This is a genomic window from Polynucleobacter victoriensis, assembly GCF_900187875.1.
Lineage (GTDB): Bacteria > Pseudomonadota > Gammaproteobacteria > Burkholderiales > Burkholderiaceae > Polynucleobacter > Polynucleobacter victoriensis.
In genome coordinates, this window is the sequence record NZ_FYEX01000001.1 from 17,910 (window position 1) to 41,725 (window position 23,816).

General features: G+C 42.9%; 22 protein-coding genes and 1 tRNA gene. 14 read left to right on the forward strand and 9 right to left on the reverse strand.

Annotation, left to right across the window (positions count from 1 at the left end):
- Window positions 1-14: 14 nt before the first annotated feature.
- Both ispD and ispF read left to right on the forward strand, forming a co-directional pair.
- Entirely contained in the window at window positions 15-758 is a 744-nt protein-coding gene (gene ispD / locus CFR83_RS00100) for a 2-C-methyl-D-erythritol 4-phosphate cytidylyltransferase (RefSeq protein ID WP_088811902.1), read from the forward strand.
- On the forward strand, window positions 758-1,243 hold the full coding sequence (ispF, locus tag CFR83_RS00105; protein ID WP_088811903.1) for a 2-C-methyl-D-erythritol 2,4-cyclodiphosphate synthase: 486 nt from the start codon (window positions 758-760) through the stop codon (window positions 1,241-1,243). The genes ispD and ispF overlap by 1 nt, the downstream gene beginning before the upstream one ends.
- Window positions 1,244-1,314: 71 nt before the next feature.
- On the opposite strand, the gene CFR83_RS00110 is transcribed toward ispF, so the two are convergent.
- Together CFR83_RS00110 and mscL are read right to left on the reverse strand one after the other, a co-directional pair.
- Window positions 1,315-1,662 carry an FKBP-type peptidyl-prolyl cis-trans isomerase gene (locus CFR83_RS00110; protein ID WP_088811904.1) on the reverse strand — a complete coding sequence of 116 codons (348 nt, stop codon included), beginning with the start codon at window positions 1,660-1,662 and terminating at the stop codon, window positions 1,315-1,317.
- Window positions 1,659-2,105 (reverse strand): large conductance mechanosensitive channel protein MscL, encoded by a 447-nt coding sequence (mscL, locus tag CFR83_RS00115; RefSeq protein ID WP_088811905.1) that lies wholly within the window; start codon window positions 2,103-2,105, stop codon window positions 1,659-1,661. Before mscL ends, CFR83_RS00110 begins: the two co-directional genes overlap by 4 nt.
- A 309-nt stretch (window positions 2,106-2,414) precedes the next feature.
- Between mscL and tig the strand changes: the two genes are divergently transcribed.
- The 7 genes from tig to CFR83_RS00150 all read left to right on the forward strand — a co-directional run bounded on the left by tig (window position 2,415) and on the right by CFR83_RS00150 (window position 11,600).
- Window positions 2,415-3,746 carry a trigger factor gene (tig, locus tag CFR83_RS00120; protein ID WP_088811906.1) on the forward strand — a complete coding sequence of 444 codons (1,332 nt, stop codon included), beginning with the start codon at window positions 2,415-2,417 and terminating at the stop codon, window positions 3,744-3,746.
- Window positions 3,747-3,780: 34 nt separating this feature from the next.
- Window positions 3,781-4,401 (forward strand): ATP-dependent Clp endopeptidase proteolytic subunit ClpP, encoded by a 621-nt coding sequence (gene clpP / locus CFR83_RS00125; protein WP_088811907.1) that lies wholly within the window; start codon window positions 3,781-3,783, stop codon window positions 4,399-4,401.
- Window positions 4,402-4,430: 29 nt separating this feature from the next.
- A complete protein-coding gene (clpX, locus tag CFR83_RS00130; RefSeq protein WP_088811908.1) occupies window positions 4,431-5,720 on the forward strand; it encodes an ATP-dependent Clp protease ATP-binding subunit ClpX in 1,290 nt (429 codons plus the stop codon).
- Window positions 5,721-5,959: 239 nt separating this feature from the next.
- A complete protein-coding gene (lon, locus tag CFR83_RS00135) occupies window positions 5,960-8,386 on the forward strand; it encodes an endopeptidase La (RefSeq protein WP_088811909.1) in 2,427 nt (808 codons plus the stop codon).
- A gap of 124 nt (window positions 8,387-8,510) precedes the next feature.
- Window positions 8,511-8,586 (forward strand) — tRNA-Val (locus CFR83_RS00140).
- A 44-nt stretch (window positions 8,587-8,630) separates the two neighbouring features.
- Complete coding sequence (locus tag CFR83_RS00145; protein WP_088811910.1) at window positions 8,631-10,079, forward strand: SurA N-terminal domain-containing protein; 1,449 nt, start codon at window positions 8,631-8,633, stop codon at window positions 10,077-10,079.
- Window positions 10,080-10,157: 78 nt separating this feature from the next.
- Window positions 10,158-11,600, forward strand: a complete 1,443-nt coding sequence (locus tag CFR83_RS00150; RefSeq protein WP_088811911.1) for a sensor histidine kinase — start codon at window positions 10,158-10,160, stop codon at window positions 11,598-11,600.
- Here CFR83_RS00150 and CFR83_RS00155 read toward each other — a convergent pair.
- Window positions 11,597-12,238, reverse strand: a complete 642-nt coding sequence (locus CFR83_RS00155) for an arylesterase (protein WP_243383289.1) — start codon at window positions 12,236-12,238, stop codon at window positions 11,597-11,599. The genes CFR83_RS00150 and CFR83_RS00155 overlap by 4 nt on opposite strands.
- 27 nt (window positions 12,239-12,265) lie before the next feature.
- On the opposite strand from CFR83_RS00155, the gene CFR83_RS00160 reads away from it, so the two are divergent.
- From CFR83_RS00160 to CFR83_RS00180, 5 genes are all read left to right on the forward strand, one after another.
- Window positions 12,266-12,961, forward strand: a complete 696-nt coding sequence (locus CFR83_RS00160; protein WP_088811912.1) for an ABC transporter ATP-binding protein — start codon at window positions 12,266-12,268, stop codon at window positions 12,959-12,961.
- Between the two features lie 61 nt (window positions 12,962-13,022).
- On the forward strand, window positions 13,023-17,057 hold the full coding sequence (gene purL, locus CFR83_RS00165; RefSeq protein ID WP_088811913.1) for a phosphoribosylformylglycinamidine synthase: 4,035 nt from the start codon (window positions 13,023-13,025) through the stop codon (window positions 17,055-17,057).
- 15 nt (window positions 17,058-17,072) lie between these two features.
- Window positions 17,073-17,993: a methyltransferase domain-containing protein gene (locus CFR83_RS00170; protein WP_243383290.1), complete on the forward strand. Its 921-nt coding sequence runs from the start codon at window positions 17,073-17,075 to the stop codon at window positions 17,991-17,993.
- Between the two features lie 134 nt (window positions 17,994-18,127).
- On the forward strand, window positions 18,128-18,544 hold the full coding sequence (locus CFR83_RS00175; RefSeq protein ID WP_088811914.1) for an ExbD/TolR family protein: 417 nt from the start codon (window positions 18,128-18,130) through the stop codon (window positions 18,542-18,544).
- A 2-nt stretch (window positions 18,545-18,546) separates the two neighbouring features.
- Window positions 18,547-18,825, forward strand: coding sequence for a hypothetical protein (locus CFR83_RS00180; RefSeq protein WP_088811915.1), 279 nt, complete (start codon window positions 18,547-18,549; stop codon window positions 18,823-18,825).
- 1 nt (window position 18,826) lies between these two features.
- Here CFR83_RS00180 and CFR83_RS00185 read toward each other — a convergent pair whose 3' ends face one another.
- From CFR83_RS00185 to CFR83_RS00210, 6 genes are all read right to left on the reverse strand, one after another.
- Entirely contained in the window at window positions 18,827-20,164 is a 1,338-nt protein-coding gene (locus CFR83_RS00185; RefSeq protein ID WP_088811916.1) for an NAD(P)H-dependent oxidoreductase, read from the reverse strand.
- Window positions 20,165-20,313: 149 nt separating this feature from the next.
- On the reverse strand, window positions 20,314-21,114 hold the full coding sequence (locus tag CFR83_RS00190) for a peptidylprolyl isomerase (protein ID WP_088811917.1): 801 nt from the start codon (window positions 21,112-21,114) through the stop codon (window positions 20,314-20,316).
- Window positions 21,115-21,117: 3 nt separating this feature from the next.
- Window positions 21,118-21,375, reverse strand: coding sequence for a BolA family protein (locus tag CFR83_RS00195; RefSeq protein ID WP_088811918.1), 258 nt, complete (start codon window positions 21,373-21,375; stop codon window positions 21,118-21,120).
- Window positions 21,376-21,389: 14 nt separating this feature from the next.
- Window positions 21,390-21,938, reverse strand: a complete 549-nt coding sequence (locus CFR83_RS00200) for a septation protein A (RefSeq protein ID WP_088811919.1) — start codon at window positions 21,936-21,938, stop codon at window positions 21,390-21,392.
- Window positions 21,939-21,954: 16 nt separating this feature from the next.
- Complete coding sequence (msrB, locus tag CFR83_RS00205) at window positions 21,955-22,341, reverse strand: peptide-methionine (R)-S-oxide reductase MsrB (RefSeq protein ID WP_088811920.1); 387 nt, start codon at window positions 22,339-22,341, stop codon at window positions 21,955-21,957.
- Window positions 22,342-22,349: 8 nt separating this feature from the next.
- A complete protein-coding gene (locus CFR83_RS00210) occupies window positions 22,350-23,795 on the reverse strand; it encodes a protein adenylyltransferase SelO (protein WP_088811921.1) in 1,446 nt (481 codons plus the stop codon).
- Window positions 23,796-23,816 lie beyond the last annotated feature (21 nt).

The following is a 23,816-nucleotide window of genomic DNA, read 5'->3' on the forward strand; positions in this document are numbered from 1 at the left end:
TATAGAATTGGGGTATGAATTCAGCACAAACCAGTCAAAAAACCACTCCCGCACTGCATGTCTTGATGCCCTGTGCGGGTACTGGAAGCCGAATGGGCTTTCAATCGCCTAAGCAGTTTGAGTCTTTGGCTGGTCGCCCGATGGCTTTGCACGCTCTGAATACTTTTTTATCTATGTCAGAAATCAAGACGATTTGGGTGGGGGTATCGCCTGAGGCGCAAGAGCTGCCAACAGATAGCTGGCCAAGTGATGCGCGCTTTCATTTAAGTCCTACAGGTGGCGCGACGCGTCAAGAAACAGTTCTAAATACATTGCGTGCCATGTCTTCTGCTGGAGTTGGTGCCGATGATTGGGTATTAGTTCATGATGCCGCAAGACCTGGTTTAACCATCGAAGCTGCAAGACGTTTAATTTTGGCAGTTACAGAGCATGTCTATGTTTCAGGTGGCATTCTGGCTATGCCGATGGCTGATACCTTAAAGTTGATCTCTACTCAAAATCCTGAGTGCATTGGCAAAACTTTGCCAAGACAAGGTTTATGGCTAGCTCAAACTCCACAGATGTTCCGCGTTCAGGCATTGAGCGAAGCCTTAAGTGAGGCTATCCAGAATAAATTTGATGTGACCGATGAGGCGAGTGCCATGGAGAGAGTTGGCTGCGAACCTCTGTTGGTACCTGGCGAGTGGCGCAATTTAAAAGTGACATATCCGCAGGATTGGGCTCTAATGGATCAAATACTCAGCATGGGGAATAAGTGATGACGACAGCATCTTTCCGAATTGGCCAAGGCTACGATTTACATGCCTTAGTTGCTGGTAGGGATTTGATCTTGGGTGGCGTTAAGATTCCTTGCGATAAAGGTTTGTTAGGTCATTCGGACGCAGATGCCTTGCTTCATGCCATTACAGACGCCTTATTGGGTGCTGCGGCTTTGGGCGATATTGGTCGACATTTTCCAGATACTGATGAGCGTTATAAAGGCGTTGATAGTCGTGTTCTTTTAAGAGCAACCTTGTCGCTGATACAAGCTGCGGGTTATCAGGTAGGTAACGTGGATGCCACGATTATTTGCCAGGCACCTAAGATGGCGCCACACATTCCTGAGATGATCAATAACATTGCCCATGATTTGGGTGTTGCTCCAAGTCATGTGAATGTCAAAGCAAAAACGAATGAGGGTTTGGGGCACCTGGGTCGAGGTGAGGGTATTGCTGTGCAAGCGATCGTACTCTTATCAAAATAACTCATCGCCATTAATTAAAGACATTAAAAAAAACGCCTCTATCGAGGCGTTTTTGCTATTGGTTGAAACGTTTAAACGCCCAATAGTTCTACTTCAAATAGCAAAGTAGCGTTTGGTGGAATCACGCCACCAGCACCGTAGGCGCCATAGCCTAATTCAGCAGGAATCACCAAGCGACGTGTGCCACCGATTTTCATGCCTTGAACACCTTCATCCCAACCTTTAATAACCATGCCACCACCCAAAGGAAATTCAAATGGGTCATTGCGATCTTTGCTTGAGTCAAATTTTTTGCCAGCTTGACCATTTTCATAAAGCCAACCTGTGTAGTGCACAGACACGTACTGCCCTTTTTTAGCTTCCTCGCCGCTACCAACAACGGTATCTTCGTATTGCAAACCTGATGGGGTTGTAATCATTTCAATTCCTTATTTTTCAAACTATCTCTAATTTCTCTTAACAACTGAATATCTTCAGGAGTCGATGGTGGTACGTTACTTGTTTCTGATTCGTCTTGTAGTTTAATGCGATTGATGATTTTGACCATCTGAAAGATGATGAAAGCCAATAAAACAAAATTAAGTGTAATAGTTAAAAAACTGCCATAGGCAAATAAAGGAACACCTGTTTTTTTGAGTGCATCTAAGGTCATGGGCACATTCTCTGGGGCATGGCCTAAAACAATAAATAGGTTAGAAAAATCTAATTTACCGCCAATCAGCCAAGCAATGATGGGCATGATCACATCGCCCACTAAAGAGTCGACGATCTTAGAAAAAGCGCCACCGATGATGACACCCACTGCTAGATCAATCACATTACCTTTAATGGCAAAAGCACGAAATTCTTGAAGCATTTTCATGAAGGTTTCCTTAAAGCAAATTTTCTTTAACCATAGTTTATAGGCATCGTTGGGCCCGCACTCTAGAGCTATTTGTCTTTGGCTAATTTAAAGAAATGACATTTTTAGGCAATTAATCCAGTGAGTAGGGCTTCATGATGGAGACTAAGTCTTTGTTTTCTCGTGGTTTAAGCACTTTTGGAGGAGCTTAATTACCTGTCATCATGTAGAATAGTGAGCTTTTGTAATGTTGTACCAAAGGCGGGGATTAGAGGCTTTCGTTGAAGTCCTGATTCACCTCCATTTTTTTAGCTTAAACGGGATACCAGCATGTCTGTAACGATTGAAAACCTCGGCAATTTAGACCGTAAAATTACTCTAAGCTTTCCAAAAGCTGATACTGACAAAGCACGCGCTGCGCGCTTACAAAAATTATCTAAGACAGTCAAAATGGCTGGCTTCCGTCCAGGTAAGGTTCCCATGAAAATGGTTGAAGCCCAGTACGGTATGCAAGTTGATTTCGAAGTTCAGTTTGATCACGCATCTAACTTGTTTTATGAAATCAGCAAAAAAGAATCTTTAAAAATTGCTGGTCAACCACGTCTTGAGCCTAAGAGCGATATGACTGCTGATCCAGTGGTTTATGACGCAACTTTTGAAGTTTTCCCAGAAGTTACTATTGGCGATTTGTCAAAAGTTGAAATTACTCGCAACACCACTGATGTGAATGATGCAGAAATTGATAAAACTTTAGAGATTTTGCGCAAACAACGCGTTCACTACCATGTACGTGGTGAAGAGGGTGCGCATGGTAATGGCGGTGCTAATACCGCTGCTCAGACTGGCGACCAAGTTACCGTTGATTTTGTAGGCAAGATTGATGGTGTTGAGTTTGCAGGCGGTAAGGCAGAAAACTTCTCATTCGTATTGGGTGAAGGTCGCATGTTGCCTGAATTCGAGAATGCTGCACTAGGTCTGAAAGCTGGCGAGTCAAAGACTTTCCCATTGGCTTTCCCTGCTGACTATCACGGTAAAGATGTTGCAGGTAAAACAGCTGACTTTACGATCACGATGAATAAAGTTGAGTGGCCTCATTTGCCAGAAGTGAATGATGATTTTGCTAAATCATTGGGCGTTGCAGAAGGCGTGGCTAAGATGCGTGAAGAAATTCGCACTAATTTGACTCGTGAAGTAACGCGTCGCACACAAACCTTGCTAAAGAGCCAAGTAATGGAATCTTTAACAAAAGTATGTGAAATGGCTGTACCTAAAGGTTTGGTTGCTCAAGAGCAAGAGCGTTTGATTGCAAATGCTCGCCAAGACTTGGCGGCTCGCGGTGTGCCAAATGCCAAAGATGCTCCAATTCCTGCTGAGTTGTTCACTGCGCAAGCTGAGCAACGCGTGAAATTAGGTTTGATTTTGAATGAGTTGGTAAAACAACAAAATTTAGAAGCTAAGCCAGAACAAATTAAGGCTGAGATTGAAGAGCAGTCTGCTAGCTACGAAGATCCAAAAGAAGTGATGCGTTGGTATTACAGCGATCCTAAGCGTTTGGCTGATGTAGAAGCATTGGTTCTTGAAAATAATGTTGTTGCATATGTAACAGGTCTAGCCAAAGTGACAGAAAAAGCAGTAAGCTTTGAAGAACTAAGCAAGATGTAATCAAGCTGACTGATACCCTGGAGACCATAACAATATGAGCAATATCAATAACAGCGCACTCGATACCCAAGCCTTGGGACTTGTTCCAATGGTGGTTGAGACTTCTGGTCGTGGTGAGCGTGCGTATGACATTTACTCTCGCTTATTAAAAGAACGTGTTGTGTTCTTGGTTGGCGAGGTAAATGACCAAACAGCTAATTTGGTGATTGCTCAATTGCTTTTCTTGGAAAGTGAAAATCCAGAGAAAGACATTTCCTTGTACATCAACTCTCCAGGTGGCTCGGTATCTGCTGGTTTAGCAATTTATGACACGATGCAGTTTATTAAGCCTGATGTGAGCACCTTATGTATGGGTTTGGCCGCTAGTATGGGTGCATTCTTATTAGCAGCTGGTACAAAGGGTAAGCGTTTTTCTTTGCCAAACTCACGCGTGATGATTCATCAACCTTTGGGTGGTGCACGTGGTCAAGCCTCTGATATTGAGATTCAAGCCCGCGAAATTTTGTATTTGCGTGAGCGTTTGAATAAAGTTCTGTCAGATCGTACAGGTCAAACAATTGAAACAATTGCCAAAGACACAGACCGTGACAACTTTATGTCTGCAGAGCAGGCTAAAGAGTACGGTTTGATTGATCAAGTCATCGAAAAGCGCTAGAACTTAATCATTCATCCAGATCAATATTTATGAGCGATACAACTACTTCAACAGAGAAGCCACTTTATTGCTCGTTTTGTGGCAAAAGCCAGCATGAAGTAAAAAAACTGATTGCGGGTCCATCAGTATTCATTTGTGATGAGTGTATTGATTTATGCACGGACATCATTACTGAAGAGGTTGGTAAGTTACCTGAGGCAGACCCACGTGAAGGTTTGCCGACACCACATGAGATTCGTTCAAGCTTAGACCAATATGTGATTGGTCAAGACCATGCCAAGAAGCAATTAGCTGTAGCGGTTTATAACCACTATAAGCGCTTAAAGCACATTGAAACTACTGGCTCAGGCAAGAATAAGAAAACTATTCATAACGGCGTTGAGTTAGCTAAGAGCAATATTCTTTTGATTGGCCCAACAGGTTCAGGCAAAACTTTATTGGCTCAAACTTTAGCAAGATTATTAGATGTGCCATTTGTGATTGCTGATGCAACCACTTTGACTGAAGCTGGTTATGTTGGTGAGGATGTCGAGAACATTATTCAGAAGCTTTTACAAGCTTGTGACTACAACGTTGAAAAAGCGCAGAAGGGCATTGTTTACATTGATGAGATCGATAAGATTTCACGTAAATCAGACAACCCATCAATCACACGTGATGTATCAGGTGAGGGTGTTCAACAGGCTTTATTGAAGTTAGTTGAAGGCACCATGGCTTCAGTGCCACCACAAGGCGGTCGTAAGCACCCTAATCAAGATTTCTTGCAAGTTGATACAACGAATATTCTTTTCATCTGCGGTGGTGCATTTGATGGTTTAGAAAAAGTTATTCAACAGCGTACTGTGACTGCTGGTATTGGTTTTGGTGCTCAAGTACGCGGTAAAGACGATCGCTCTATATCTGAGTTATTACAAGAGGTTCAAACAGAAGACTTGATCAAGTTTGGCTTGATTCCTGAGTTGATTGGTCGTTTACCTGTTGTGGCAACCTTAGCTCAGCTAGATGAAGCGGCTCTCGTTCAAATCCTCACAGAACCTAATAATGCTTTGGTAAAGCAATACCAAGCCTTATTAGATATGGAAGGTGTGGAGCTAGAGGTTCGCCCTAATGCTTTAAGTGCAATAGCGAAAAAGGCAATTGCTAGAAAAACTGGCGCACGTGGTTTGCGATCAATCATTGAGCATGCACTGATGGACGTGATGTATGACTTACCTAGTCTTGAGAACGTGCAACGTGTGGTGATAGATGAGAGCACCATTAACGGTGACGGTAAGCCACTTATGCTTTACCAAGAGGCGTCAGAAAAAGCAGCTTCTTAAGAGCCTACTCTCTACTAAATTTAGTAGTAAATCGATTTTTTAGAGTAAAAACCCCCTAAATAGGGGGTTTTTTGTTATTTCCAGTCCAAAATAATCTCTATATCGCCCAAGAAAACACCAAAAAATGCTTTTTTTCGCATTTTTCTTAGTTTTTACCCTTGTTTTTGATTAAAACAGCCCCAAATTCGATGTATTCTTACTCTGTAGGAAAATACAAACACACATTTTGGAGATAAACCATGCCTGGTGACTTGTTACTTCCTTCTGAACCCATCCAGCTGCCATTGTTGCCGCTAAGAGATGTGGTGGTGTTCCCGCACATGGTGATTCCATTGTTCGTGGGTAGACCAAAATCTATCAAAGCTTTAGAAGCCGCTATGGAAACCGGTAAGAGTGTTTTGCTAGTTGCGCAAAAAGCAGCCGCAAAAGATGAGCCGGAAGTAGAAGATTTGTATACAGTGGGTTGTATTGCAAAAATTCTACAAATGCTTAAGTTGCCAGACGGAACGGTCAAGGTTCTTGTTGAGGGTACTCAGCGTGCGGACGTTAGCAATGTGGAAGATAGCTTAGAGTATTTCATGTGCGATGCAACGCCTCAAGCGATTTCAAGTACTGAAGTACCGGAGATTGAGGCGCTGCGCCGCGCAGTCGTTTCTCAGTTTGATCAATACGTCAAACTCAACAAAAAGATTCCTCAAGAAATTTTGGCAACGCTGCAAGGCATTGATGATGCTGGTCGCTTAGCTGACACTATTTGCTCACACTTGCCAATCAAGTTGGACCAAAAGCAAAAGTTGCTTGAACTACCAACAGTGGTTGAGCGTTTGGAAGCTATTTTGGCGCATCTTGAGAGTGAGATTGATATCTTGCAAGTTGAAAAACGTATCCGTGGACGTGTTAAGCGTCAAATGGAGAAGAGTCAACGCGAGTATTACTTGAATGAACAAGTAAAAGCCATTCAGAAAGAATTGGGCGAAGGCGAAGAGGGTGCAGATATCGAGGAGCTCGATAAACGCATCAAAGCCGCGAAGATGCCTAAAGAAGCATTGAAAAAAGCTGAATCTGAAATGAAGAAGCTAAAGTTGATGTCGCCGATGTCAGCAGAAGCTTCTGTGATTCGTAATTACATCGAAACATTGGTGAACTTGCCTTGGAAGAAGAAGAGCAAAGTTAATAATGATTTAACCAATGCAGAGAAAGTTCTTAATGAAGACCACTACGGTCTTGATAAAGTTAAAGAGCGTATTTTGGAGTATCTCGCTGTTCAACAACGCGTTGATAAAGTGAAGGCGCCGATTCTTTGTTTGGTCGGGCCTCCTGGTGTGGGTAAAACATCATTGGGTCAATCAATTGCTCGCGCTACTAATCGCAAGTTTGTGCGTATGGCATTGGGTGGCGTGCGTGATGAATCAGAAATTCGTGGTCATCGTCGCACCTACATTGGTTCAATGCCAGGCAAAATTTTGACGAGTCTCACCAAAGTAGGTGTGCGTAATCCATTATTCCTCTTAGATGAAATCGACAAGATGGGTATGGATTTCCGTGGTGACCCTGCTAGTGCTATGTTGGAAGTGTTGGATCCAGAGCAAAACCATACTTTCCAAGATCACTATGTAGAAGTTGATTACGACTTATCAGATGTGATGTTTGTTGCAACATCTAATTCGCTAAATATTCCAGGCCCTTTGTTGGATCGTATGGAAGTGATCCGTTTGGCGGGCTATACAGAAGACGAAAAGACGCATATCGCCATGAGCTATTTATTGCCTAAGCAAATTAAAGGCAATGGTTTGAAGGCGGGAGAAATTGCAGTTGATGAGTCGGCTGTGCGCGACATTATTCGTTACTACACTCGTGAAGCGGGTGTGCGTGCGTTAGAGCGTGAGATCAGCAAAATTTGCCGAAAAGTTGTTAAGTTGTTACTTTTGAAGAAAGAGGCGGCACCTATTAAGGTGGACAGCTCTAACCTCGATAAGTTCTTATCAGTGCGCCGTTATGACTTTGGTTTAGCAGCGAAGAAAAACCAAGTGGGGCAAGTAACTGGTTTGGCTTGGACAGAAGTAGGTGGTGATTTGTTAACCATTGAAGCCGCAGTGATGCCTGGTAAAGGCAACACCATTAGAACTGGTTCGCTTGGTGACGTGATGAAAGAGTCAGTCGAGGCTGCTCGTTCGGTGGTGCGTTCACGTGGTCGCAAGCTGGGTATTGCTGAAGAAGCTTTTGAAAAGAAAGACATTCACATTCACTTCCCAGAAGGTGCAACACCAAAAGACGGTCCATCAGCGGGTATTGCAATCACTACAGCGTTGGTATCTGTTCTAACTGGTACTCCAGTGAGAGCTGATGTCGCAATGACAGGTGAAATCACTTTGCGTGGCGAAGTGTTGCCAATCGGTGGCTTGAAAGAAAAGCTACTGGCAGCTCATCGTGGTGGAATTAAGTTGGCTTTGATTCCTGAAGAAAATGTCAAAGATTTAACTGATATTCCTGATAACGTGAAGAATGCAATTGAAATTGTTCCAGTGCGTTGGATTGATAAGGTCTTGGAGTTGGCGCTTGAAAAAATGCCAGAGCCATTGCCTGAGTTAACTCCGGAAGAAATTGCTAAAGCAGCAGAGGCAAGTAAGACTGCCCAAGCTACTTCTGGCGACGTCTTGAAGCACTGATTAAAACAGTAAGACCCTGGCACAAGTGGTGTAAAAAACTATTTGTGTCAGGACAAACATTAACTCAAAAGTTGAAAAAATTTGCAGTGAAGGTGAAGGTGCTGTATACTCTCGTCTTCTCTGTGGGTGCTTAGCTCAGTTGGTAGAGCGTCGCCCTTACAAGGCGAATGTCGGGAGTTCGACCCTCTCAGCACCCACCACAGATTTCTTCTGACTTTTTCTACGTCAAACCTACCAAAAATCCATGCTTGAATCGATCCGTAAGTACCAAAAATTACTGATGGGGCTTTTGCTATTGCTCATCCTTCCATCATTTGTCTTTTTAGGCATTGAGAGCTATGTGCGTGACATGGGGAAAGACAGTGACTTGGTCAAGGTCAACGGTGTCAGCATTACTCGCCAAGAGTTGGATAACGCAGTAAAAGCTAGAGCTGATCGTTTGCAACAACAGCAAGGTCGCGTTGATTCAGCAATGGTTAATAGTGTGCCATTCAAACAATCAGTATTGAGTGAGATCATTCAGCAACGTTTGTTGGCTTATGAATTGAAATCTCTTAAGTTAGCTGTGAGTCCAGAGGCGTTGGCTCGTGATTTGACTCAGATTCCTGAAATCAAAGCTTTATACAGAGATGGCAAATTTGATAATGACCGTTACGTTCAGTTATTAAAGAGCAATGGCATGACCGTTGATCAATTTGAAGGTACGCGTCGTTATGAATTAATGACTCGCCATGTGCTGACATCAGTGATGGCAACTGGGATTGGTTCACGTAAAGTTGCTGAAAAAGTATCTCAAGCACTTGAGACTGAGCGTGAAGTACAGGTATTACGCTTTATTCCTGCAGACTTTTTATCGAAAGTTAATCCAACACAACAAGATCTAGAGGCTTATTACCAGGCGAATGTTGCAGCATATCAAGCCCCTGAATCTATCGATGTTGAGTATGTGGTGTTACAGGCCGATACAAAAGACGCTAAAGCTTACGCTGAAAAAGCGGACTTATTTGCCAATATGGCTTATGAGCAGCCAGACAGCCTTAGTCCAGTTGCGAATCGTTTGAAGCTAGCTGTTCAGACATTCAAAGGTGTTACGCGTGGTGGTGCTAATGCTTTATCGGCAGATCATCCACTCAACAACCCTAAGGTTTTAGCAGCAATCTTTAGCGATGATGCCATCAAGAATCGACGCAATATTGAGGCACTTGAGTTAAGTCCAGGTAAGTTGATTTCTGCAAGGGTCACAGGGCATAACCCTCAATCTGCAATGCCATTTAATGCAGTGGCGCCAGACGTTAAGAAGCAAGTTAGTCTAAAGATGGCTCAAGACTTAGCCATTAAGACTGGCCAAGAAAAATTGCAAGCATTGCAAAAAAATCCAGCAGATGTCACTGGGTTTGGTGCTGCCAAGTGGGTATCTAGAAATAAGCCAACAGATTTAACTGGCTCAGCAATTGATGCAGTTACCTCAGTCGATCCAGCTAAATTGCCTGCGGTAGTCAGCGCAGAAGCTGCCGGTGGTGGTTTAGCGATTTATCGTGTGAGCAAAATTCAGCAACCTAGCAAAGTCGATCCTAAGCTAAGAGCAAGTCAAGCTCAGCAAATTGCTCAGTTAGGTACGCAATCAGAAGCGGCCACTTATTTTGACAGTGTGCGTGAACGAGCTGGCGTTAAGCAAATCAATCAAGTGAAGTAACTAAACTAGTTCATTAAAAGCCCTGTATATCAGGGCTTTTTTATTCAATCTAACTGGGTTCATCGATATACTCTAAGTATGTTAAAGCCATTAATCGCTCTTTATTTCTTCGTTTTAGCTGCAATTCAGCTGGGCTTATTAATTGGTTTATTTCACTATCATCGATCTAGAAATCTAGTGCGCCCGAGCCCATATTGGATGGGATCCTTGACGGCAAATATTTCTGCGTTATTTGTTTTTGGTTTGGGCGTTATTTTTGTAGATGACGTTGAGCGCCCAGCGTTCAATTTCACAATCGCTAACACGCTCTTCTATGTTGCAGCGGTTTATCAGTGGTTGTTTTGCAAGTCTTTGACTCAGGTGGTTTCTGATCGGTTTGATGCACTAGCTAAGGCGTCAATTCTTATCTTTTTTGTCATCTTTGAGTTGCTAAGGCATTACGGTAATTTTGAGATCAGAACTGTCTATATGGTTTGTTTGGCATTGTTTTTGTTTGGCTCTCAAATCCATCAGTTACGTCAAATTAGAAAAATTGATTCATCTCCACAGCTGACATATTTGCAATATGCCACGATGATTGAATTAAGTTTTGCAATTTGTCGTTTGGTTGTTTTGGGGTTCAGTACTCTTTCGGTTCAGAGAGTGGAACAGTTGCCGCAGGCTCTGATATTTTTCACGATCGCGCAGTTGGTGGCCAATACAGTTGCTTATATCGCGATTGGTAGCTATTGGACTGAGAAAATGGCTTTATCTAGTGCTACTTTTTCAAATGAAAATGAGGTGATTAAAAAGCTTCTCTTAGAGCGTGATGAGTTGATTGCATCGTTATTGAAGGCTAATAAAACTGTCGCTACAGGCGCATTATCTGCATCCATTGCCCATGAGTTGAATCAGCCAATTACTGCTATCTCTTTGAATACGGAATTTTTGAAGTTAAAGATGGATAAGGGTACTGAGACTTCGTCTGAAATTAAAGATGTCATTCTTAATATTGAACATGACAACCAGAGAATATCTAGAATTGTTTCTACTTTAAGAAATATTTTTCAGCAAGACCAAGCTGAGCTAGCGGCTGTTAACTTAAATGATTTAATCGAAGATTTGATGCCAATCATCACGCCTCAAGCCAAGAATTTGGGTATACAGGTTAATCTCAATTTGAGTGGCAATCATTTGGTTCCAATGAACAGCAATGAATTTAGTCAGGTGATATTGAACCTTCTAAATAATGCTATTCAATCTTTATCTAATCTTGATATTCAACACAAAAAAATTGATATATCAACACAGTTCACCTCTGCTGAGATGAAATTAAGCATTGCTGATAATGGTGCGGGGGTGCCAGAGCATTTAAGAGCTAACTTATTCAACTTGATGAGTAGTAATAAGAAGGATGGTATGGGTTTGGGCTTGTGGCTATCAAAACATATCGTTGATAGGCATCAGGGAAATATTGCTTATCAAGTATCAGTAGCCGGTGGGGCAGAGTTTGTGATTACCTTGCCGCTAAAACCTATTTAGCGATGCAGCATGGGTCTTAATTTAGGCCAGACGTTGTCCAATAAGATGCTCTGTGCCTGAGCATTAGGGTGGATTCGATCTGCTTGAAATAGTTCTGATTTATCAGCTACCTTTTCTAAGAAAAACGGTAAATATTCAATTTGTTCTGAATTAGCTAATTTCGCAAATAGGCCAAAGAATTGATTGCTGTAATCAGGCCCATAGTTGGGTGGAATGCGCATGCCCAGTAGCAATACTCTCGCGCCAGCATTTTTAGACGATTGAATAATTTGCCGTAAATTTTTTTCAGTAGCCTGTAGTTGCAATCCTCTTAGAGCATCATTGGCACCCAGTTCAACAATGACTATTTGAGGTTGGTGAGTTTTTAATAGGGCGGCTAGGCGAGTTTGGCCTCCAGCACTCGTCTCACCGCTGATGCTGGCATTGATCAGTGACCAAGATAACTGATTGGATACAAGACGCTTATCTAATAAGGATACCCAACCAGTGCCCCGAGGCAAACCATATTCTGCGGAAAGGCTGTCGCCCAAGATCAATATTTTGGGGTTACTGGCCGAACTATTGGGGGCATATGAAACTGCCATGCACAATAGTGCAAAGACCAGTACCATGTGTCTTGATTGAATCCAGCGAGTCATTTTTATAAGATATTCACTTTATTTGCCATGTCTACAAGCTTACCAAGAACTGTTTTAGATGTATCTCACCTAGGAAAAACTGTTGATACAGCCGATGGCTTGCTGACGATTTTGCATGATATTTCTTTTTCTGTGGAAGAGGGTGATAGCTTAGCGATCGTGGGGGCTAGTGGCTCTGGTAAAAGTACTTTACTCGGACTATTGGCTGGTCTAGATACTCCTACTGCAGGTCAGGTTGTATTAATGGATAAAGATATTTCAGGTGGGGATGAAAGCACTCGAGCGGCTATCCGCGCGCACCACGTGGGATTTGTTTTTCAAACCTTTCAGTTAATTGACCACTTAAATGCACTTGAGAATGTGCAATTACCTATGGAGCTCATAGGTATGCCAAGAGCAGAAGCTGCTGCTAAGGCGCAGGTGTGGCTAGAGAAAGTAGGTCTAGCCGAGCGTTTAAAACATCGACCTAAGACTTTATCTGGCGGTGAACAACAACGTGTTGCATTGGCTCGCGCATTTGTGACTGAGCCGGATATTTTGTTTGCTGATGAACCAACGGGTAGTTTGGATGAGCAAAATGGTCAAAAAATCATTGATTTACTCTTTCAGCTAAACCAGGATCTTGGCGCCACCTTGATTCTGGTGACCCACGATGGGGCTTTGGCCAAGCGATGCAAGCGTCAGATGGTTCTAAATGCAGGCCGGGTGATTTCAGGGAGTTAATAAAAGCTAAAAATGGCTTTAAAAACAAGAGGTCAAATCCTATTCGTTTTATAATTGCGGGATGCCTGCAAATCGTCGTTTTTTAAGCCTAAATGGGGCCCAAGCCCTCTCTCAATTCCGCCAACAGCGCCTAATTAGCTCATTATCAGAGCAAGGTGTTGAGCTCACGCAGATTCAAGCGCAATTTGTTCATTTTGTTTGGTCTGACACAGAATTTTCTGGCGATCAAATGAATGTCTTGAAGGGTTTGCTGAATTATGGCGAACCATTTTCCTTAGTAGAAGCCAAGGGATTATTTTCAGGTAAGCAAGATCAAGCAGTGGTGGCTCCTCGTATTGGTACGATTTCACCATGGGCGAGTAAAGCTACAGATATTGCGCATCATTGCGGCCTCAATGTATTGCGTATTGAACGTGGTGTGCAATTTTTCTGGACGAGTAAAAAATCATTAAGTGACGATCAGCGCCAGTTAGTTTTGGCAGCTATTCATGATCGTATGACAGAAATCACTTTACCAAGTATCGACGCAGCCGCTGAGTTGTATCAAACTTTGGCTGATAAGCACTTTACGCGCATAGACATTTTGCAAGGTGGTAAAGCTGCTTTAGAGGAAGCTAATACATCCATGGGGTTGGCTTTGTCTGATGATGAAGTGGATTACTTGGTTGATAACTTCAAAAAACTCAATCGCAATCCAAGCGATGTTGAGCTTATGATGTTTGCGCAAGCTAATAGTGAGCATTGCCGTCATAAGATTTTTAATGCAACTTGGACCATTGATGGCTTAGAGCAAGATAAGTCTTTATTTGCAATGATTCGTAATACGCATCAATTGCAACCCAATGGTACGGTGGTCGCTTACTCTGATAACTCAGCCATCATGGTTGGTTGTGAGGCAGAGGTTTGGGCTCCAAATGAGCAGCAGGAATATGTCAAGAAAACGAGACTCACACATACCTTGATGAAGGTAGAGACTCATAACCATCCAACAGCGATTGCCCCATATCCTGGCGCATCAACTGGCTCAGGTGGTGAGATTCGTGATGAAGGTGCAACGGGCATTGGTGGTAAACCTAAAGCAGGTTTGTGTGGTTTTTCAGTATCGAATTTAAATTTGCCAGGTAGTCAGTTACCTTGGGATCAACAGCCTTACGGTAAACCGGAGCGCATTGCTTCGCCATTACAGATCATGATTGAAGGTCCCTTGGGTGGTGCTGCATTCAATAATGAATTTGGTCGTCCTAATTTAGGTGGTTATTTCCGTGTTTTTGAGCAAACGATTGATGGTGAGCGTCGTGGTTATCACAAGCCCATCATGATTGCGGGTGGTATTGGTGCCATTGACGATGGTCATACCCATAAAAAAGAAATTAAAGCAGGCAATCTATTGGTGCAGTTGGGTGGTCCTGGTATGCGCATTGGTATGGGTGGTGGTGCAGCTAGCTCCATGGCCACAGGTGCAAATACAGCAGACTTAGACTTTGATTCAGTTCAGCGTGGCAATCCTGAGATTGAGCGTCGTGCTCAAGAGGTGATTAACGCATGTCGAGCTTTAGGGGATAAGAACCCAATTGTTTCAATCCATGACGTGGGTGCGGGTGGTTTATCCAATGCCTTTCCTGAGTTAGCAGATGGTGCTGGTTTAGGGGCTATTTTTGATATGCGTAAAGTGCCTCTAGAAGAAAGCGGTATGAGTCCTGCAGAGATTTGGTGTAACGAATCTCAAGAGCGCTATGTTCTAGCTATTGCAAAAGAAAGCTTACCGATATTAGAGGCCATATGTGAGCGTGAGCGTTGTCCGATTGCAGTGGTTGGTGAGACAACGGCTGAGCGTCAACTATTCTTGGTTGATACCAAGCAGCCTGAGGGTAAAGATGAGCGCTTACCGATTGATATGCCGATGGAAGTGCTCTTGGGTAAACCGCCGCGCATGCATCGTGATGTCAAGCGTATTGAAAAGCAATTACCAGAGATTGATTTAACGGATGTCCAGTTAGATATTGCAGCAAGCTTGGTCTTGCAGCACCCAACTGTAGCTAGCAAATCATTCTTGATCACGATTGGTGACAGAACAGTGGGCGGGTTAAATGCCCGTGACCAATTTGTCGGTCCTTGGCAAGTGCCAGTAGCAGATGCTGCTGTGACTTTGATGGATTACAAAGGGTATCGCGGTGAAGCGATGTCAATGGGTGAGAGAACTCCATTGGCTGTGATGAATGCACCAGCGGCTGCACGCATGGCAGTGGCAGAATCCATCACGAATCTTTTATCTGCTGATATCGACAAAATTGAAGATATTAAGTTATCTGCTAACTGGATGGCAGCATGCGGCAATCCCGGTGAGGATGCCAAGTTATTTGATTCTGTTAAGGCAGTAGGTATGGAGTTATGCCCAGCTTTAGGAATTTCGATTCCTGTGGGTAAGGACTCTTTATCGATGAGAACGCAATGGGCAGATGAGGTTACTCAAGAGAAGAAAGCAGTGACATCACCAGTGTCACTAATTATTTCTGCCTTTGCTCCAGTGATTGATGCGCGTAAAACTTCAACCCCTCTGTTGCAGGTCAAAGATGAAGCTGGTCAAGCGTTAGATACAGAGATTGTGTTGGTTGATCTAGGAAGATCAAAGAGTCGGATGGCAGGCAGCATCTTGGCTCAAGTGATTGATCAAGCGGGTCAAACCACTCCTGATTTAGATGATCCTCAAGATCTTAAAAACTTAGCTGCCGCCATTATCAAGATGCGTCGAGAAGGGCTATTGCTTGCCTACCACGACCGTTCGGATGGCGGTTTATTTGCCGCAGCTACAGAAATGGCATTTGCTGCTCACGTAGGCGTATCTTTAAACGTTGATATGTTGGTGCTTGATAAAGATCACGAATCTGATTTTGGTGATGCGAAGAACTGGGCTCAACAGGTATCAGGCAGAAGAAATGATTTGACCTTAAGAGCACTCTTTAATGAAGAGTTGGGTGCATTGATTCAAGTAAAACGCTCTGACAGGGATGCAGTGTTTGCTATTTTGAAAGAGCATAACTTGTATGCATGCAGTCATGTGGTGGCTAAACCAAACACCACTGGTCAAATTGAAATTTGGCGTGATGCGAAGAAGATTTTAGATGTGCCTCGCCATGTATTACAAAAGCTATGGCAAAGCACTAGTTGGCAAATTGCTCGTTTACGTGACAATCCTGCTTGTGCTGATAGTGAAAATAATTTGGTTGATAACTTGGCGGACGCCGGTATGCAGCCAAAACTCACATTTAATCCAAGTGAAGACGTGGCAGCGCCTTATATTGCCAAAGGTGTTAAACCTAGGGTGGCTATCCTCAGAGAGCAAGGTGTTAACTCTCATCTAGAGATGGCTTACGCCATGGATTGGGCTGGTTTCTCAAGCTATGACGTCCATATGAGTGACTTGATTTCTGGCAGAGTCAATCTTAAAGACTTCCAAGGTTTAGTCGCTTGTGGTGGTTTTAGTTATGGTGACGTTTTAGGTGCGGGTGAGGGTTGGGCTAAATCCATCCTATTTAACCCATCTATTAAAGATCAGTTCCAGACTTACTTTAATCGCCCGGATACTTTCGGTTTAGGTATTTGTAATGGTTGTCAGATGATGTCGAACTTGGCGAGCATCATTCCAGGTGCACAGACTTGGTCTAAGTTCACGCGCAATAAATCTGAGCAATACGAGGCCCGCTTGGTGATGGTAGAAGTGACGCAGTCACCATCGATTTTCTTGCAAGGCATGGCAGGTAGCCAATTACCAATTGCAGTTGCCCACGGTGAAGGTTTTGCTAACTTCGGTCAGCAAGGTAATCAAGCTGATACGCAAGCTAAAGGTTTGGTGGCACTTCGATTTGTAGATAACCAAGGCTTACCGACTGAAACTTATCCATTAAACCCCAATGGTTCACCAGAGGGTATTACTGGTTTAACGACGCCTGATGGACGCTTTACAGTCTTGATGCCTCATCCAGAGCGAGTGTTTAGAACAGCTCAGATGAGCTGGGCACCAAAACAATGGCATGACATTCAGGATGGCGCAAGCCCATGGATGCGTATGTTCCGTAATGCCAGGGTTTGGACTAAGTAAGTATTTAATCAATTCATGCAGGAAACAATGAACCAGACTGAAGCTTTGAGTCTGGTTCTTTTACATGAGGCTGCTATGGCTAATGCAAAAAAGAAGAGCATTCAAAAGCAAACAAAAATATCCAAAAAAGCTAAAGTGAACAATAAGCCTGAGTTTGCACCAGTAACTTTCTCTGAAGAGAAGGGGGTTCGCTTCTTGCACTTTGGTACTTGGTGGGTTCAAGGTGCGATGCGCATCGATGACCCAGATTACATAGAGCTTGAGTATGCGCAGCAAATGATGGCAGGTTTGTTGTTTTTAGATCCAAATGACAAGCGCCTCAATCAAATTAAGAAGACACCATTTCATATGGTTCAGTTAGGTTTGGGAACAGGGGCATTAACTAAATTCGCCCATAAGTATTTTCCAAAAGCCAAAGTCACCGCAGTGGATTTGAACCCCGCGGTGATTGTTGCAGCTAGAGTCATGTTTAATTTGCCTGCACCAAATAAGAATCTTGAAATCTTGCAAGGTGATGCGCTTAAGTATGTGACTTACAAGAAACATCAAGAAACGGTGGATTTATTGCAGGTTGATTTATATGACGCCACAGCCAGAGGTCCCGTATTAAGTTCCGCAGAGTTTTACCAAGGTTGTTACGACACCCTCAAGTCACCAGGGGTCATGACAGTGAATCTATTTGGTAACCACAAGAGTTTTAAAACCAATATCAAGAATATATGTGACGCTTTTAATAATAGGGTCTTGGTGTTCCATCAAGTGCATGACTGTAATGTGGTGGTGCTGGCATTTAAGGGACCTCATTTAGAAATCGACTGGCATCAGGTTAAGGCTAGGGCAGAGTACTTAGAGAAGAAATTTTGCCTTCCGACTAAAGCTTGGGTTCCAGGGCTTAGATCTGAGAATGCCCGACAAGAAAACTATTTATCTATATAAGTTGCTATCGCTAGTTGTCTGAGCTCACTAGCCACCGTAGGGTGGCTTTTTTTGTTGCCATCAATTTAATAGATTCGTAATGGCAAACATTACGTTAAATTTATTAAAACAATCATCATGATTGAGAGATAGCAATGTCAATGATTTCTAATAAATCTGAAGATGGCATGATGGCTGAACTTAATGTGACGCCGTTGGTGGACCTTATGTTGGTGCTGTTGGTGATATTTATTGTCACAGCACCTTTAATTGTGCCGCAATCCATGAAGGTTAATTTACCCAAAACGCAGGCTGTTGCTCAACAGGATCAAGCTAAAAATACACCACTAATCATTGAAGCTAATGGTCAAGCTAGTTTAAATGGCAGGTTAGTTAGTGATAAGGAGTTGTCACAAGAATTACGACAATTATCATCCGTACCTCAATCCCAACTTCAGATCAGCGTTGACAAGGCTGTGCCATATGGCCGCGTTGCTGAAATCATGGCAATGGCTCAGGCTAACGGCGTTACTAAGTTGTCATTTGTGAGCCAAGCTTCAGGAAAGAAATAACCATGAACAATGATGATCCATTAAATGAGCAGTTCACAGGTCGTTCGGTCTTTTCAGTTGAAATCACACCTGAAGGGGTGATGGTTAAAACTAAGTTTTTAACTGAGGACGGGCGGGTGCTAGACATGCCTGCAATCTTTCCATCACCTGACTATGCTTTAGCTCAGATTGATGAGTTACGTTTATTGGTATCTCAAAAATTTAGTGAAGCAGTTAAGCTAAGTGGCCAGGCAATGGCAGATACCACCGCAATCGTGAATGATCTTAAGAAAAATACCTAATTTATTTGAACTTAAGCTCTAACTCCTGCCGAATCTTGTAGGCATGCGTACTTGTATCAACTGCTACGTCATCCCAGCACAAGGATTGTCCTTTTTTAACTGGACGTATTACTTTGATATCGTGAGCCAAGCCTAGAGGTAATCCACCCATTGCTAGTGACTTCTGCGCGGGCAAGAGTTTGCCCCAAACGGTATAACCACCTTCACCATCTAATAATTCTCCTGGCTTTAGATCTCGTTTGGCTGTAGCTACCACATCGGCATTCCAGCAATGAGCAACACCAGTCGCTTCTTTGCGTAAAGCAACGCTAGCTACTGACATTCCAACCTCTAAACCAATCAAATGCCAACGCTTATATAACGTGAAATATCGACCACTTGGATCGGTGTGAGCGTTGTATTCTTCGAAACAATTTTTGATGTAATCAGTTTCTGCTTCAACAGTGACCCACACTCCCATACGGATGTCATAAGGTATTTTTCTACCATTCGCTTCCAGAGAAGAGATGACCTCTACCATACCTTTTTTCTCAAGCACGCCTCCTTCGCTAATAGGGCGGGTGACATAAGGAATGTCCTCGACACTGGCTGGTGGGTAGAGAAGACCGTTACTAGGCACATCAAGACCTGTGGCATTTGCAACCGCCGTGCTTTCAATCGAAGGTTTAGAGCCATCAAGAAAGCTATTGAACATTTTAGGATTGAGGCCACCGCGTACAGCTTGTTCAGGTGTTAGACCGTAGTTACCCCAAACGGTCTCTGGGGTTGATTCAGAAAAGTGGGGCAGCCATTTATGACCACGACCTGCAGCGACTACTGGAAAACCACACGTTCTTGCCCAATCTACCAAATCACAAATCAGTGCTGGTTGGTCACCAAATGCTAAGGAATAAACTACTCCTGCCTCTGTAGCTTTTTGAGCTAACAGCGGGCCACAGAATGCATCTGCCTCAACTGTGACATTAACGACATGTTTGCCGTTCTTAAATGCCAGCAAACAGTGGTCAACTGCAGCAATAGGGTGTCCGGTACATTCAACAACCACATCAATGGCGGGGTGACTCACGAGAGCTTCCCAATTATCAGAAATATGAGTTTGTCCTGTCTTAATTGCTTCATCCAATGATGGCGCATTCGATTGCTCATCTGTCCAGCCAACACGAGATAGATTTTTTTTCGCGCCACTTGGTGATAGATCAGCAATACCAACTAAATGCACCCCTGGGGTGTTGGGGATTTGAGATAGGTACATCGAACCAAATTTACCTGCCCCAATCAAACCGACTTTGATACTTTTGCGATTGGCTGCTAGTTCTAGAAGTTTTCTATGTAGGCTCATGATTGTCTCTTGATATGGATACCTATTTATAAAGCAATGGCTGGAAATTGAGTAGTGTTTGTAACCCTAAGATCAAGATTGCCCAATAAAAAAGCCACTCGTATAAGAGTGGCTTTTGATATCTGACTAACTAGTCTAGCTATTACGCTTTATTGCACTTTAGCCTTTGACTTTAATTTAGCTAGCATCTCTTCAAACTTGGCTTTTTGCCAATTTTGATCTTGAGCCATCATCTGAATTAATTGAGGTTTAAGTTCAGCAACTGTAGGAACTTTAGATTCACGAACATCTTCTAACTTAATAATGTGAAAGCCAAATTGAGACTTCACTGGTTTGTCAGTCATTTGACCTTTATCCAAAGCTACCATCGCTTTGGAGAACTCAGGAACCAATGCTTGTGGGTTCATCCAGTTCAAATCACCGCCATTCACAGCAGAGCCTGGATCTTTAGAATTGGCTTTAGCCAAATCTTCAAACTTTTCACCTGCTTTAATCTTGGCGATCAAAGACTTTGCATCCGCTTCTTTTTCTACAAGAATGTGACGTACTTTGTATTCTTTGCCAGAGAATTGACCTTTAACTTGGTCGTAAGCAGTTTTTAGTTCAGATTCTGTTACACCTTCACGTTGAATGTAGTCTTCAAAAACTGCACCAACTAGGATATTCAAGCGAGCTTGTTCCAATTGTTCTTGGATGCCGTCATTGTTAATCACACCACGTTTAATGGCTTCTTGGTTAATCAATTCACGTGTGATCAACATATCGCGGGCACGATCACGTAATTCAGGGTTATTGGCTACTTGGCCAGCACTAGCTAGCATCTTGTCTAACTTGGCTTTTGGAATCGCTTTACCGTTAACAACGGCAGCATTTTGAGCCAATACAGGGGTTGCAAGAGTAGCTGTTAGGGCTACAGAAACTGCCAAAGTAGATAGTAATTTCATATTCATCAATCAGTTAGTAATAATTGCTAAAGCATGGATTTCATGGGGCATCCAAGCAGACAGAGCATCATACACCAGCCGGTGTTTTTGAACCCTATTTAGACCTTTGAAAGCAGGGGAGCTAATGTGGATTCGGTAATGCCCCGCACCCCCTTGAGCACCTGCATGACCAGCGTGAAGATGACTTTCATCTTCAATCACAAGACTATCGATTTGAATAGCACTTCTGAGAGCTTGTTCAAATTTGGCGATTCTAGTTGTGGTCATGTCAAATTAATCAATTATTTATGTTCATTAACAATAAATTTATTAAGCCATACCCCTTGGGCAATGACAAAAGCCAACATTAATCCCATGCCACCAAATAACTTGAAATTGACCCATGTCGCCTCATCAAATTGGTAGGCAACAACTAAATTCAAAATCCCCATGATGAGGAAGAAGGCAACCCATGCCAGATTGAGCTGGTGCCATAAATGTTGGCCAACACCGGGTTTGAGAGTCAATTGATGTGCCATGGCTGCTTGAATCAGGTTCTTTTTCCAAAACGTAGCGCTGGCCCACAAGCCGATTGAAAATAGCCAATAGAGGATGCTTGGTTTCCATTGAATAAAGGTTTTGTCTTGTAAGCCAATCGTTAATCCACCAAAAATCATGATTAGCGCCAAGCTAGCCCATTGCATAGGTTCTACTTTCTTATATTTCAGAGCAACCCAGATGATTTGAGCAAGCGTGGCTGCCATGGCTACGCCAGTCGCGACATAGATGTCTGCCATTTTGAAGGCAATAAAAAATAAGATAACTGGCAGTAAGTCAAAAAGAAATTTCATGAGGGTATTTAATTATTTAAGAATCAGGATTGAATTTTAACGAAGCTGAGTTGATACAGTACCTTAATCCTGTTGGAGCAGGGCCATCTTCAAATACATGACCGAGGTGAGCGTCACATTTTTTGCAGCGAACCTCAGTACGTATCATTCCGTGGCTTGAGTCCTTAAATTCAGCGATATCACTAGCTTGAATTGGTTGAAAATAACTTGGCCAACCGCACCCAGCATCAAATTTGGTGTCTGAAGCAAATAGTGGGGTGCCACAACAAACGCATTGATATTGACCATTTTGCCAATGATCCCAATATTTACCGCTGAAAGGATATTCAGTAGCAGCTTCTCGTGTGACACGATACTCAATATCACTCAATATGTCTTTGTATTCTTGATCAGTCTTTTTCATGATGGCTATTATGATGAGCAACTAATAGAGATAGCGGCTAATTCAGGTGGAGGGCCGAGAGCATATGACTCGGGAACAGCTTGATTGGTAAAAGGATCCTCTAATATTTTAAGTAAGCGAGACACTTCTGAAAAATCTTTCTTTTGCGCCAATTCAATTGCATGCTGTGCCAAATGATTGCGTAGAACATATTTTGGATTGACGGCTTGCATACTTTCCAAACGACGATCTGTAGATTGCTTGTCTATATCAAGACGTTCTTTGTAGGTGTCATACCAACTATTCATAGATGTCGGCACCCCTAAGCCTTCAGATAAATTTCTAAAAAATAATGTGAAATCTACTTTTTCTCTATGAAGAGTTTGTAATAGTTCCTCGAGTAATGTGATGTCTTGCTCAGATTCAGTGCTTAAACCGAGTTTTTTTCTAAACAGAGTTTGCCAAGTTTTGACATATTCTTTGTTGTAATTGTTTAAAGTGTTCTTAATGTATTCAATCGCTTCATCACCGTCGATACCGCGTACTCTTTTGAGTTCTTGCTGTAGTGGTTGTAGCATGGCGCTAGCTAAGCAATAGATATTCCAGTGCAATATCTCTGGTTGCCGATGATATGAGTACCGACCACCATGATCTGAGTGGTTGCAAATGTGATCCACTTGAAATTGATCCAAGAATCCAAAAGGCCCGTAATCAAGAGTCAAGCCAAGCAAACTGGTGTTGTCGGTATTGAGAACGCCATGACAAAAACCAAGTGATTGCCATTTAGCGACCATTCGAGCAGTCTTCAAAGATATTTGATCTAACAAAGCCAAATAAGGTGTGGGGCTATGGTGGCATTCTGGATAGTGATGTTCAATCAGGTAGTCTAAAGTGAGACTTAGCTCATGCCACATCTGATTATGGCCATAGTGCTCAATGTGGCCAATACGCAGGAAACTTGGTGCAACCCTGGTGCATACCGCAGTGGTTTCCGGGGACTCACGCATCACAAGCATATCTGAGCCAACCACAGCCAAGGCCCTTGATGTAGGCACACCCAAGAAATGCATTGCCTCACTACATAAAAATTCTCTTATAGATGACCTTAAAACGGCTCTACCATCACCCATCCTAGAGTAGGCCGTTTGACCAGCACCTTTGAGTTGAACTTCCTGACCATGGATATCACCCAAATAAATAGCGCGACCATCTCCCAATTGACCCGCCCAAGATCCGAATTGATGTCCGCTATATGCGGTGGCATAAGTTTTATAGGATTGATCACCAATATGGGATTGGTTGCCTGCTAACAAATTTAGGTAGTCCGGATTGATAGGTAAATTGTCTGTGGTTGGAATACCTAACAAATTTGCCACGCTAGCTGAAAATCCAACCCAATAGGGGTTAGGGATAGGAGTTGGGCTAATTGATTGGACAAGAGCTAGGTTGTCGGTGAACGGTAGATGAAATGCCATAAATTTCTATTCGGGAATTAG

Coding starts and splice junctions, on each gene's coding strand:
- clpX (WP_088811908.1), top strand. CDS start 4,431: ATGAGCGATACAACTACTTCAACAGAGAAGCCACTTTATTGCTCGTTT.
- ispF (WP_088811903.1), top strand. CDS start 758: ATGACGACAGCATCTTTCCGAATTGGCCAAGGCTACGATTTACATGCC.
- CFR83_RS00190 (WP_088811917.1), bottom strand. CDS start 21,114: ATGAATATGAAATTACTATCTACTTTGGCAGTTTCTGTAGCCCTAACA.
- CFR83_RS00175 (WP_088811914.1), top strand. CDS start 18,128: ATGTCAATGATTTCTAATAAATCTGAAGATGGCATGATGGCTGAACTT.
- CFR83_RS00145 (WP_088811910.1), top strand. CDS start 8,631: ATGCTTGAATCGATCCGTAAGTACCAAAAATTACTGATGGGGCTTTTG.
- clpP (WP_088811907.1), top strand. CDS start 3,781: ATGAGCAATATCAATAACAGCGCACTCGATACCCAAGCCTTGGGACTT.
- CFR83_RS00185 (WP_088811916.1), bottom strand. CDS start 20,164: ATGAGCCTACATAGAAAACTTCTAGAACTAGCAGCCAATCGCAAAAGT.
- CFR83_RS00180 (WP_088811915.1), top strand. CDS start 18,547: ATGAACAATGATGATCCATTAAATGAGCAGTTCACAGGTCGTTCGGTC.
- CFR83_RS00210 (WP_088811921.1), bottom strand. CDS start 23,795: ATGGCATTTCATCTACCGTTCACCGACAACCTAGCTCTTGTCCAATCA.
- tig (WP_088811906.1), top strand. CDS start 2,415: ATGTCTGTAACGATTGAAAACCTCGGCAATTTAGACCGTAAAATTACT.
- purL (WP_088811913.1), top strand. CDS start 13,023: ATGCCTGCAAATCGTCGTTTTTTAAGCCTAAATGGGGCCCAAGCCCTC.
- mscL (WP_088811905.1), bottom strand. CDS start 2,105: ATGAAAATGCTTCAAGAATTTCGTGCTTTTGCCATTAAAGGTAATGTG.
- CFR83_RS00150 (WP_088811911.1), top strand. CDS start 10,158: ATGTTAAAGCCATTAATCGCTCTTTATTTCTTCGTTTTAGCTGCAATT.
- msrB (WP_088811920.1), bottom strand. CDS start 22,341: ATGAAAAAGACTGATCAAGAATACAAAGACATATTGAGTGATATTGAG.
- CFR83_RS00155 (WP_243383289.1), bottom strand. CDS start 12,238: ATGACTCGCTGGATTCAATCAAGACACATGGTACTGGTCTTTGCACTA.
- CFR83_RS00200 (WP_088811919.1), bottom strand. CDS start 21,938: ATGAAATTTCTTTTTGACTTACTGCCAGTTATCTTATTTTTTATTGCC.
- lon (WP_088811909.1), top strand. CDS start 5,960: ATGCCTGGTGACTTGTTACTTCCTTCTGAACCCATCCAGCTGCCATTG.
- CFR83_RS00110 (WP_088811904.1), bottom strand. CDS start 1,662: ATGATTACAACCCCATCAGGTTTGCAATACGAAGATACCGTTGTTGGT.
- CFR83_RS00195 (WP_088811918.1), bottom strand. CDS start 21,375: ATGACCACAACTAGAATCGCCAAATTTGAACAAGCTCTCAGAAGTGCT.
- ispD (WP_088811902.1), top strand. CDS start 15: ATGAATTCAGCACAAACCAGTCAAAAAACCACTCCCGCACTGCATGTC.
- CFR83_RS00170 (WP_243383290.1), top strand. CDS start 17,073: ATGCAGGAAACAATGAACCAGACTGAAGCTTTGAGTCTGGTTCTTTTA.
- CFR83_RS00160 (WP_088811912.1), top strand. CDS start 12,266: ATGTCTACAAGCTTACCAAGAACTGTTTTAGATGTATCTCACCTAGGA.